General features: G+C 64.8%; 10 protein-coding genes. 8 read left to right on the top strand and 2 right to left on the bottom strand.

All coding sequences use genetic code 11. The annotated features are described in order from the left end of the window. Window positions 1–50 precede the first annotated feature (50 nt). The gene (locus B5G12_RS11875) at window positions 51–752 is read left to right on the top strand and encodes a hypothetical protein (protein WP_087325050.1); all 702 of its coding nucleotides are present in this window, start codon (window positions 51–53) and stop codon (window positions 750–752) included. A 453-nt stretch (window positions 753–1,205) separates the two neighbouring features. Continuing rightward, a complete protein-coding gene (locus tag B5G12_RS11870; protein ID WP_087325049.1) occupies window positions 1,206–2,330 on the top strand; it encodes a DUF362 domain-containing protein in 1,125 nt (374 codons plus the stop codon). 77 nt (window positions 2,331–2,407) lie between these two features. Here the strand turns inward: B5G12_RS11870 and B5G12_RS11865 are convergent, their stop codons facing one another. Beyond that, window positions 2,408–3,019: a hypothetical protein gene (locus tag B5G12_RS11865; protein ID WP_087325048.1), complete on the bottom strand. Its 612-nt coding sequence runs from the start codon at window positions 3,017–3,019 to the stop codon at window positions 2,408–2,410. A gap of 208 nt (window positions 3,020–3,227) precedes the next feature. On the opposite strand from B5G12_RS11865, the gene B5G12_RS11860 reads away from it, so the two are divergent. From B5G12_RS11860 to B5G12_RS11835, 6 genes are all read left to right on the top strand, one after another. Next, window positions 3,228–4,790: a PTS transporter subunit EIIC gene (locus B5G12_RS11860; protein WP_087325047.1), complete on the top strand. Its 1,563-nt coding sequence runs from the start codon at window positions 3,228–3,230 to the stop codon at window positions 4,788–4,790. A gap of 189 nt (window positions 4,791–4,979) precedes the next feature. Next, window positions 4,980–6,302, top strand: coding sequence for a M18 family aminopeptidase (locus B5G12_RS11855; protein ID WP_242956028.1), 1,323 nt, complete (start codon window positions 4,980–4,982; stop codon window positions 6,300–6,302). Further along, on the top strand, window positions 6,299–7,249 hold the full coding sequence (gene gluQRS / locus B5G12_RS11850; protein WP_087325046.1) for a tRNA glutamyl-Q(34) synthetase GluQRS: 951 nt from the start codon (window positions 6,299–6,301) through the stop codon (window positions 7,247–7,249). Before B5G12_RS11855 ends, gluQRS begins: the two co-directional genes overlap by 4 nt. 150 nt (window positions 7,250–7,399) lie before the next feature. Further along, window positions 7,400–8,227 (top strand): TraX family protein, encoded by an 828-nt coding sequence (locus B5G12_RS11845; protein ID WP_087233231.1) that lies wholly within the window; start codon window positions 7,400–7,402, stop codon window positions 8,225–8,227. 4 nt (window positions 8,228–8,231) lie between these two features. Then, entirely contained in the window at window positions 8,232–8,894 is a 663-nt protein-coding gene (locus tag B5G12_RS11840) for a response regulator transcription factor (RefSeq protein ID WP_087325045.1), read from the top strand. Beyond that, on the top strand, window positions 8,882–9,802 hold the full coding sequence (locus B5G12_RS11835) for a histidine kinase dimerization/phospho-acceptor domain-containing protein (protein WP_158099719.1): 921 nt from the start codon (window positions 8,882–8,884) through the stop codon (window positions 9,800–9,802). Before B5G12_RS11840 ends, B5G12_RS11835 begins: the two co-directional genes overlap by 13 nt. Window positions 9,803–10,209: 407 nt before the next feature. Here B5G12_RS11835 and B5G12_RS11830 read toward each other — a convergent pair whose 3' ends face one another. Next, window positions 10,210–11,565, bottom strand: a complete 1,356-nt coding sequence (locus B5G12_RS11830; RefSeq protein ID WP_087325043.1) for an MATE family efflux transporter — start codon at window positions 11,563–11,565, stop codon at window positions 10,210–10,212. Between the last annotated feature and the right edge of the window lie 103 nt (window positions 11,566–11,668).

The raw sequence follows: 11,668 nt of genomic DNA, 5'->3' as shown, positions 1-11,668 counted from the left end.
CCTGTTTTGGGTCTCTATCTTTTATACACCATAAGGAGGAAAAATTCATTATGAAACTCAAGAAGATTGCTTCTCTGGCGCTGGCCGGCATCATGGCCGTCAGCATGCTGGCTGGCTGCTCCAATGCTAACAACAACAATGACGACGATCAGGACGATACCGTTGTTGTTCCTGTTGATGATTCTCTGGCCACTGCTGTGAACAGCGAGCTGAGCGCTAAGGTCAAGAATACCCTGCCCATTACCGCAGATGCCAATCTGGAGGCTGCTCTGAAGGCTGTTGCCGATAAAATCGCTACTGCCGATCTGATTAACAACAGTTTTATTACTACTTCGGATACCGAGGACGTCCGTCACCTGATGGGTCTGGATAAAGATGCGAGCCTCACTGCTACCGCTAACAAGGGCTATCTCCAGCCGCTGGCTAGCAAAAACCAGTATGAAGATACTTGGAAGTATTTCACCGATGTTGACAGCGTCAAGACTACCGTTGACCTGATCGTGTACGATGGTGACCTGACCGAGGAAGGTCTGGCTCACAAAGTTGCAGGAGATCTGGAGGCTCTCATCAACAACGAGCGTATGCCCAATGATGGCACTGTTAATTATGGTCCTAGTGGTAAAAAGACTTTCGACTATGACTACACTGCCAATATCGTGTCTGTGAAGATCGACGATATGCGTGGTGACAACTCTCACTATCTGGTTGCTCTGAAGGTTGTCCAGACTCCGACCGAGGTTGTCAACGTCTAATTTCAAATTTACTTATAACACCCCCGGGGCACCATACCGGGAGATGATATAAGGGGCGAGCGGGTGCCAGAGACCACCCGCGCGCTCGGGTAAAACACCCATCCGATGTGGCGGCAAAGAGGAATAGAACCAATATTCCTTCTGTTGTTGATCGCACCAAAACAAAAGAACTTTTGCGTCACGAAAGATAGGGTCCCTCTGCGGGGGTCGGCCATGCGGCCGGCCCCCGCATTGTTTGCGCGTGCGCTGAAAGGAGGGCTTGCAATGAAACATACAGGCGGGTCCGGCCTGACGCCGCGCTCTGCCGCCGGCTGGCCGCCGAGGCCCGGGCCATGCGGGGGATGCTGTGAGGGCGCGGTTTGTCTTTTCTAGCCGGACGGTTTGTGGTATACTTTGTTAGGAAAGAGAAACAACCGGCGGGTCTTGCCGTCCCGCCCCCAAGGAGGAAAAACCATGGAAGGTTCCGCTGTATACTTTACCGACTTCCGGTGCCAGGTGGGCACCAGTCTGACCGAAAAACTGCGCCGCCTGTGCATTGCTGCGGGCATCAAGAATATCAATATGGATGGCCGGTTCGTGGCCATCAAGATGCACTTTGGGGAACTGGGCAACCTGGCCTTCCTGCGGCCCAACTATGCCAAGGTGGTGGCCGACCTGTGCAAGGAGCAGGGGGGTATGCCCTTCCTGACCGACTGCAACACCCTCTATCCGGGCAGCCGCAAAAACGCCCTGGAGCACCTCACCTGCGCCCAGCTGAACGGCTTCTGGCCCATGACCACCGGCTGCCAGATTTTGATCGGCGACGGCCTGCGGGGCACCGACGAGGTGGAAGTGCCTGTGCCCAACGGCGAATACTGCAAGACCGCCAAGATCGGCCGGGCCATCATGGACGCGGATGTGTTCATCAGCCTGAACCACTTCAAGGGCCACGAGTCCACCGGCTTTGGCGGCGCCATCAAGAACATCGGCATGGGCTGCGGCAGCCGGGCCGGCAAGATGGAACAGCATTCCTCCGGCGCGCCTGCGGTCCAGCGGGAGCTGTGCCGCGGCTGCGGCCGCTGCGCCAAGGAGTGCGGCTCGGACGCCATCCACTACGACGGCGAGCACAAGGCGGTCATCGACTACGACCTGTGCAAGGGCTGCGGCCGCTGCATTGGGGCCTGCAGCTTTGACGCCATCTACTCCATCGACAACAGCGCCAACGAGGAACTGGACCGCAAGATGGCCGAGTACGCCGCTGCGGTCTGCGCCGGCCGCCCCTGCTTCCACATCAGCCTGGTGCAGGATATCAGCCCCAACTGCGACTGCCACGGGGAAAACGACGCCCCCATCCTGCCGGACATCGGGATGTTTGCCTCCTTTGACCCGGTGGCCCTGGATCAGGCCTGTGCCGACGCCTGCCTGGCCGCCACCCCCATTGCCAACAGCCAGCTGGGCCAGAACCTGGCCCGCCCCGGCTGGAACTGCTACCACGACAACTTCAAGGACTCCAACCCCAACATCGAGTGGAAGGCCACCCTGGAGCAGGCTGAAAAGATCGGCCTGGGCCAGCGCGCCTATGTGCTGAAGAAGATCTGACCTTCGGCCTTTCGGATACCATAAAAGCCGCAGCCCCATGCGTCCGGCACAGGGCTGCGGCTGTTTTCTGTGTTGGTTTACTGCATCGGTTCGGGGACGATGGCGTTGAGGGCGCCCGCCAGGGCGGACCAGTCCTCCTGGGAGCAGGCGGGCACCTCCTGGACGCCGGCGTCGGACAGCTCGGCGGCGGCCCCTTCGGGGTCGTCCAGGATCCGCTGGGCCGACTGCTGGATCAGGGGCCAGCACTCGGCCACGTTCTCCTGGTCAAAGGTGTCCAGACCGTCGTACCAGCCGGCCAGGCAGTCCCGTACCGAGCTGCCGCTGCGGCCTGCCAGGCCGTTGGCGTCGGCCCACTCCATCATGGAAGCCGCCGCAGCCGCCGACTTGAGGGAAGAACCCGCAGTGCCGGGGCCCCAGCCCAGGCAGCCCGAAAAGGCGCTGGTGGGGTCGGACAGGCCGTTCCAGCTGTTTTCGGTGTCGTCCACCTGCGGCGTGGTGGGGGCGGGCTGGGTGTCATCCTCCCCTGAGGGCACCGCCTCGGAGGCGGGGGCCTGGCTCAGCGACTGGGAGGAAGGGGCGGCTGTGCTGGTGGCCGCCTTCTGCCCGCCGCAGCCCCCCAGCAGCAGGACAAGGCAGAGCGCCGCGCAGCATCCCGCTGCGCCGGCCCGGGACCAGATGTGATATTTCATACAAAGACCTCCTTCATGCGCCGGGGAGCGGCGGCCGTCTTTTGATCGATTTCTGGTTTCTATTATCAGTATACTGTGCGGGGGCGCGGTTGTCAACTTTGCATATAAAGTGCAAACATATTGCACTTTATGCAACTTGTTGGCGATTGACAAGGGTTTTGGCCCCCGGTATAATGGGCTCAGATCGAGCCGGAAAGGAGGGCCTCCCATGAAGCAGAAGGAACGGATCGTGCGCGCGCTGGAGCAGTTTTCCACCGCCATGCTGGCCGCTTTGGGGTATCTGCCTGCGGCGGGCCTTGTGCTGGCTGCGGGGGCCCTGCTGGCCTCGGCGGGACTGGGGTCGGTGGCGCCTGTCCTGCGCTGGGAGCCTTTGGCCCTGGCGGGCAGCCTGGCCTACGACGGGATGATGGCCATCATCCAGAATCTCAGCGTGGTGTTCTGCGTGGGCATCGCGGCCTTTCTGGCCCGGAAGGAAAAGCAGCAGGCCGCCATCATTGCCCTGCTGTCCTATCTCGTGTTCCTGACGGCGGGGCATACCACCCTCGAGCAGATGGGCCGTCTGGCCGCCCCGGACCCCGCCCTGGGGATGTACGGCACCGGCCAGGCGGTGGTGCTGGGGATCCAGACGGTGGATATGGGGGTGACCGGCGGCATCCTGCTGGGCTTCCTCACCGGGTGGGTCTACAACCGCACCAGCGGCAAGACCTTCCGCCCGGCCCCCCTGCGGATCTATGGCGGGGTGCGGTGGAGCTTTTTGTGCATGACGGGGCTGTCGGCCGTCCTGGGGCTGGCCGCCTGCTTTGTCTGGCCGCCCGTCCAGCGGGCGGTGGACGGCCTCACCGGCTGGATCGCCGCGGCAGGGGAGACGGGCCTGTTCCTCTATGGTTTTCTGGAGCGGGTGCTCATCCCCACCGGGCTGCACCACCTGATCTATATCCCATTCCAGTTCACATCCCTGGGCGGCACCCTGACGGTGGGAAATCAGGTTTACACCGGCGCCTACGCGGTCATGATGGGGGAGTACAGCCTGGGCCTGCCCTTCAGCGACGGCATCCGGTGGATGTACATCGGCTTCACCAAGACCTTTGGGTATTTCGGCATCGTGGGGGCCTTCATTTTCTGCGCCCGCCCCGAGAACCGGCGCCGCACCGCGGCCATGCTGACCCCGCTGCTGCTCACCGCGTCCCTGGCCTCGGTCACCGAACCCCTGGATTTCCTGTTCTGCTTTTTGTCCCCGGTGCTGTGGCTGGCCCACGGGGTAATCGCCGGGGCGTTCATGGTGCTGCTGGACCTGTGCGGGGTGACCGCTTTCACCGGGGGCTTGGTGTCCTCCTTCGCCATGAATCTGTCTGCCGGGGCGGCCAGCACCCATTATCCGCTGCTGTACCTGCTGGCGGCCGCCCAGATCGCGGTGTATTTTGTGGTGTTCACTCTGCTGATCCGCACCTTTGACCTGCGCACCCCCGGCCGGGAGCAGCCCGCCCCGGCGGTGCCCCCCGCTGCGCCGGAGGATCGCTTTCCCTTCCATGCGCTGGTGGCGGCCCTGGGGGGCCGGGGCAACATCGCCCGTGTGGACAACTGCCTGACCCGGCTGCGTGTGTGGGTGGAGGACCCCGGCCTGCTGGACCGAAAGGCTCTGCGCGAACTGTCCCCCGATGGCCTGACCTGCCAGGGCAGGGAGGTGCAGCTGGTCTTTGGCTTTGACGCCGAACAGCTGCGCCGCCAGCTGGATGTCGTGCTGGAAAAGACCGCCCTCTCGCCGCCGGTGTAAAAGGCCTGCGGAAAAAACGGCCGCAAAGGTCCCGTCCAGCCGATAGGTAAGGATCGCCGCTCCCGCCGGACGGGGGCGGCTTTTTTCGCGGGTTGACCCCGGCAATGAAACGCGCTATAATCGATGCATCTTAATGAATGAGGGCGGCTCTGCCGCCTCATCTCTGCTTTTTGGGAGGAACCGACCTTGATGGAACAGATACAGGAAAAGGCCCTGATGGAAGGGCTGTTTGCATTTTTGGACGAGGGCGTCAGCCCCTTCCACTCGGCAGCGGCGGCCTGCGCCCTGCTGGAACAGGCGGGCTACCGTCTGTGCCCTGAAAGCCAGCCCTGGGTGCTGGAAGCCGGGGGCCGCTATTACACCACCCGCAACGGCACGGCGGTGCTGGCCTGGCGGATGCCCAAGGGCCGCCTGACCGGCTGGCATGTGACCGCCAGCCACGGGGATTCCCCCACCTGGCGGCTGAAGGTGCCCGACATCACCGAGGGCGGCTACCTGAAGGCGGAAACCGAGGGCTACGGCGGCATGATCGCCTCCACCTGGCTGGACCGGCCTCTGGGCGTGGCAGGCCGTCTGCTGGTCAGGACCGGAGACGGGGTGGAGAGCCGCCTGGTGGCTCCCCGGCAGGCTCTGCTGTGCATCCCCAATCTGTGCATCCACTTTGACCGGGAGGCCAACGCCGGCAAGACCTGGAACTTCCAGGTGGACCTGCAGCCCATCTGCGGGCTGGAAGGGGACGGCCGCCTGATGGATCTGCTGGCCCGGGAAGCCGGGGTGGAGACCCAGGATATCCTGGCCCATGACCTGGTGCTGTGGGTCCAGCAGAAGGCCCAGCGGGTGGGCGTGAGCGGGGAACTGTTCATGTCCGGCCGCATCGACGACCTGGAGTGCGCCTACACCACCCTGCAGGGCTTTTTGGCCGGGGAAGGCCGGGAGGAAGGCCGCGCCGATGTCTGGTGTATGTTCGACAACGAGGAGGTAGGCTCCTCGTCCCGGCAGGGCGCCCAGGGCACCCTGATGGCCGATGTCATGGCCCGCATCGAGGAGGCCGTGGGCCTCACCCGGGCCGAGAGCGTCATGGCCCGCGCCAACAGCCTGTTGCTCAGCGCCGACAACGGCCATGCCACCCACCCCAACCACCCCGAAAAGAGCGACCCCCGCAATCCGGTGCGGATGGGCGGCGGTGTCATCCTCAAGTACAACGCCAGCCAGACCTACACCACCAGCGGCCTGACCGCCGCGGCGTTCCAGCGCATCTGTGAACAGGCCGGCGTGCAGGTGCAGGTCTTTGCCAACCGGGCCGACCTGCGGGGCGGCTCCACCCTGGGCAACCTGCTGGGCCACCAGATCGCCATTCCCATGGTGGACATCGGCCTGGCCCAGCTGGCCATGCACTCGGCGGTGGAGACGGCTGCCTGCACCGACGCGGTGGCCATGGCCCGGGCCTGCGCCCAGTTCTACAATACCTCCATCCGCCAGCCCGCCGACGGGGTGTGGCAGCTGGGCCTGTGAGCGGCCCGACGGGGCGGTTTGCCCCCAGCCCCAGCGGCAGGCTGCATCTGGGCAATCTGGCGTGCAGCCTGCTGGCCTGGCTGTCGGCCAAAAGCCGGGGCGGACGCATCGTGCTGCGGATCGAGGATTTGGACGCTGCCCGCTGTCCCCGCGCCTATGCCGACCAGCTGGAGGAAGATCTGGCCTGGCTGGGCCTTGTGTGGGACGAGGGCGGTTCCCATGGCGGCCCCCATGGCCCCTATTACCAGAGCGAGTGCGGGGAGATCTATACAAAAAGTTATCAGAAGCTGGAAGCCATGGGTCTTGTATACCCCTGCTTTTGCAGCCGCGCCCAGCTGCACGCCGCCAGCGCACCCCATACCTCGGACGGGAATGTGGTCTATCCCGGCACCTGCCGCGGCCTGACCCCGGAACAGGTGGCCGAAAAGCGCCGCGTCAAGGCTCCGGCCTGGCGGGTGATGGTGCCCGACGAGGAGATCGCCTTCGAGGACCTGTGCATGGGGCCTCACAGCGAAAACCTGCTGACCGGCTGCGGGGATTTTTACCTGCGCCGGGCAGACGGCGTGTTTGCCTATCAGCTGGCGGTGGTGGTGGATGACGCCCGGATGGGGGTCACCGAGGTGGTGCGGGGGGCAGACCTGCTTTCCTCCACCGCCCGGCAGATCTACCTGTACCGGCTGCTGGGCCTGACGCCCCCGGCCTTTGCCCACTGTCCGCTGCTGCTGGACCAGGAGGGCCGCCGCCTGTCCAAGCGGGACGGCGACCAAAGCCTCGAAAACCTGCGGGGCCGCTATACGGCGGAGGAGATCGTCGGCAAGCTGGCCTATCTCTATGGCCTCCAGCCCGAGCCGGCGCCCCGCACCCCCCAGAGCCTGCTGCCCGGTTTTGACTGGGCCAAAGTGCCCAAACAGGACGTCCGGCTCCAGCCCGGCCTGTTCGGCTCATAACGGCATACAGCGCCGTCCCAGCCCGCCCGCAGCTGGGGCGGCGCTTTTTGGCAAATGTTCCACGTGGAACAATCAAAAAATAGCTCCTTATAAATTCCTTTGATTTGGGTGGTAGACTGGCGCTGGCAACAAACCAAAGGAGAAAACGCTATGGATCAGAACACTTTGCGCAGGGAGGGCCTGTCCGAGACCGCCCTCAAAGCCATCGCCCTGGGGCTGATGGTACTGGATCACATCCACTATTTCTTTCTGTTCACCGGGGCCGTGCCGGATTGGTTCTCGATGCTGGGCCGGCTGAGCGCGCCGCTGTTCCTGTTCTGCGCTGCGGAGGGCTTTGCCCACACCCATGACCGCAGGGCCTACCTGGGCCGGCTGTGGGCCATGGGGGCAGGGATGGGGCTTGTACAGTTTTTGCTGGCGCTGTTTGGCCGGCGGGCCGACGGCTTTTACCCCATGAACGCCATCCTGCGGGACCTGACCGTGTCCTGTCTGCTGTGGCAGGGGATGGACTGGCTGCGCCGGCGCCGCTGGGCCAGGGGGCTGGCCCTGCTGGCCGGAGTGGGTGTGCTGTGGCCCGCGGTTTCCCTCTGGCTGATGCAGGCGCTGCCCTGGAACGGGCTGCCGGTCTACCTGCTCAGCTGGACGGTGCTGCCCAACTGGGCGTTCAGCACCGACGGCGGTTTGCCCTTTATTTTGGGCGGCGTGCTGCTGTATGGGTTGCGGGGCCATCGGAAACTCCAGGCAGCCGCCTGGGCGGCCTGGGTGCTGTGCAATGACCTGCTGCCGCTGCTGCGGGCCGGGGCGTGGGGACAGCTGCTGGTATACTATCAGTGGATGGAGGTGTTTGCCGTGCCCCTGATGCTGCTGTACAACGGACGGCGGGGCAGCGGCCATAAAAAGCTGTTCTACTGGTTTTACCCCGCCCATGTCTATTTTCTGTACGGGCTGTCCTGCGCCGTGATGGCCCTTGGGAGGTGAAACGATGGCCAATATCCTTGCGGTGGACGATGACGGGGACCTGCGGGCCCTCATCGCCGAGACCCTGGGCCGGGACGGGCACTTTGTGCGCACCCTGGATTCCGGCAGCCGGATCGGGGAAGCTCACTGCCGCTGGGCCGACCTGATCCTGCTGGATCTCCTGATGCCGGGGGAGGACGGCCCTGCGGCCTGCCGCCGCATCCGCGCCATGACCGACGCGCCCATCCTGTTTTTGACCGCCCTCAACGGGGAGGCCGACGTATTGGAGGCCCTGGGAAGCGGCGGGGACGATTACCTGACCAAGCCTTTCCGGATCGCCGAGCTGCGGGCCCGTGTAGCGGCTCACCTGCGGCGGCAGCGGCGGCCTGTGTCCCACCGGCTGGTGCGGGGCGGGGTGGCGTTCGATCTGGCGGCGGGTACCGCCGAGGTGGAGGGCAGGCCCGTCGGTCTGACCAGAGGGGAATACGCCCTGTGCCGGGTGCTGGCCCTCCATGCCGGGCAGACGTTCGGCAAGGAGCGGCTGTATGAGGAAGCCTTCGGCTTTGAGCGGGAGGCCGACCCCAGCGCTGTGACCGAACACATCAAAAACATCCGGGCCAAGTTCCGGGCGGCGGGCTGTGAGCCGGTCGAGACGGTATGGGGGGTGGGCTACCGATGGAAACCGTGAAAAAGCGGCCCAGCCTGCGGCGGGTGCTGGCGGGCTATCTGGTGCTGACCGGCGGGCTGTGCCTGCTGGCGGCGGTGCTGTGGTGGACCGGCCTGAGCTTTCTGATGCGGGCCGGGGTGATCCAGCCTGCCAACCAGATGGCCGAAACGGCCTACCAGGCAAAGACCGCGGTGGAGGCCGCCGGGACGCTGCCTCCGGACCGTCTGCCGGCGGGGTGCAGGTATCTGCTGCTGGGCCCGGAGGGACAGACGCTTTCCACCAACCTCACCGGCAGCCGCCTGGAAGCCGCCCGGGAGCGCCGGTCCAAGGCGGGGCCGTTCAGCCCCTACCGGCTGCGCCTGCTGGAAGTCCCCCAGACCGACGGCAGCGTCTATCGGTTCCAGTATGACTATGCGGTCCACTACACCGACCCGGCCCTGGACGAGGCTCTGCCGGATTTCCAGATCTGCTGGCTGCTGGCCGGAGTGGGGACAGTGGCCCTCATCGTCCTGTTCACCACCCGGCGCACCGGCCGGCTGCTGCGGGCGGACGCGGCTTTGCTGGCCGCCGCTGCGGCCCGGATCGCGGCCCGGGATCTGGAGGGGCCGCCTTTTGGCGGAGCGCAGGTGCGGGAATACGAGCAGGCCCTGGCCACCATGCAGGAGCTGCGGCAGGAACTGGCCGCCAGTCTGGCCGCCCAGTGGGAGGCCGACCGCCGCCGGGACCAGCTGCTGACCCGGCTGACCCACCAGCTCAAGACCCCGCTGGCAGCGGTGCTGGCCAGTGCCGAGCTGCTGGCCGAGGAGGATCTGACCCCCGCCCAGCAGGAAAAGGCGCAGACCATCCTGCGGCGGGCCGGGGAAATGCAGCAGACCGCCGCCCGGCTGCGCGCCATGACGCTCGGCGCGCGCCCCAAAGCCAGGGATTGAGCGCCGGCCGCCGGCGGGCCGGGCTATGCGCAAAATAAAAAACGGCTCCTTCCTCCGTAGATATGGAGAAAGGAGCCGGAGCGTGTCGTTTTCGACACGCTCCAGGGGGAACCCATTTCTGCGCGCAGTCGCGCGACAGAAATTCCTTCCCCCTGGTGGTTGCGGTTCCCTGCTTTTGCTGCGCCCGTCGCAGCGGGCTTACAAAAAGCAGACCGCTGCCCCTGCTCCGCTTCGGCTGTTTCGTCCGCAGGACGCGCCTCAGCTTCGCAGTCCCTGGGGACAAAATTGAGCGCTGAACCGCGCACTCGCCGCAAAGCGGCTCGCACACTCTCAGCGCTCAATTTCCCTGTATGTGTCCCGTCCATCCGCACATGTCGGCTGGACGGGACTTTTTAACTGTCTGGAACTCAGATGACCGAGTTCTCCATCCATTTGCCGCTGAAAAAGCGGATGGCGAAGAACAGGGAGCGGAAGGCCCAGTCCACGAACATACCGGTCCAGATGGCCAGCAGGCCGCCGCCGAAGTGGCCCACCAGCAGGTAGCACAGGGCCACCCGGAACAGCCACATCGAGGTGATGCTGACCACCATGGTGTAGCGGGCGTCGCCGGCGGCGCGCAGGATGTTGGGCAGGGTGAAGCTGGACGGCCAGATGAACAGAGAGATGATGTTGAACCACATCATCACCTCCAGGGCCAGAGCTGTGGAGTCCGCCGACAGGTTGAAGAACTGCAGCATGAACCGGTTGCCGAAGAAGAAGGCAGTCAGGTTCATGACCCAGGCGCCGGCGTAGGCCAGGGCCATCATCAGGCCGCCGTAGCGCTTGGCCTGGCGCTTGTCGCCGGCGCCCAGGCACTGGCCCAGGACGGTCAGCGCGCCCATGCCCACCGCGTTGGCCGGGATGTTCAGCAGTGTGGTGGTGTTGTTGGCCACCGCGTTGGCCGCAATGGCCGCGGTGCCCAGGGTGCTGGTCAGGCTGGACACCGCCAGCTTGCCGATCTGGAACATCCCGTTCTCGATGGCGTTGGGGATGCCGATGACCAGGATGCGCCGGATCAGCTTGCAGTCGGGGCGCAGGGCCCGGCCGCTCTCCACCCGCAGCATACTATCCGGCCGCTGCAGCAGATAGAGCACCGCCGTGCAGGCGATGATCCGGGAGATCAGGGTGGCCAGCGCCGCGCCGAACACCGCCATCCCGCAGCCATAGATAAAGATGGCGTTGCCGCCGATGTTCAGCACGTTCATCACCAGGCTGGACAGCATACTGATCTTGCTGTTGCCCTGGGCCCGGAACAGGGCTGCCCCCGCGTTGTACATCCCGATGAAGGGATAACTCAGGGCCGACATCAGAAAGTAAGTCTCGGCGTAGGCCATCACGTCATCTTCGATGGCGCCGAAAATGGCCCGCAGGATCAGGTGGCGCCCAAACAGCACCACCAGGGCCACCGTGCAGCTGAAGGCCAGCATCACCAGCATGATCTGGCCGGCGGTGGCCTTGGCGTTTTGGGGTTCCCGGTGGCCGATGTACTGGCTGGTGACCACCGCGCCGCCGGTGGCCAGGGCCGACATGATCTGGATCATCAGGGTGTTGAAGGTGTCCACCAGACTGACGCCCGAGACGGCGGCCTCGCCCACCGAGGAGACCATCAGGGTGTCCGCCAGGCCGATGGTGACGCTGAGGGCCTGTTCTGCCACCAGGGGCAGCAGCAGGGCCACCAGCTGCCGGCGGGTAAAGATAGGTTTGGTTTGTGCAGTTGCTGTCATAGAGCGCTGTTTGATTACCTCCCCGCGGGACCGCTGTCCCACACAGAAGGCCCCCGCTGGACGGGAGCCGGTCAAGTGTTGTATACCACAGGGCATACTATAG

The sequence above is a fragment of the Faecalibacterium sp. An58 genome (genome assembly GCF_002161515.1).
In the GTDB taxonomy this organism is placed as follows: domain Bacteria; phylum Bacillota; class Clostridia; order Oscillospirales; family Ruminococcaceae; genus Faecalibacterium; species Faecalibacterium avium.
Note: the sequence above shows the minus strand (reverse complement) of the source record. Positions and strands in the feature narration are given on the sequence as shown.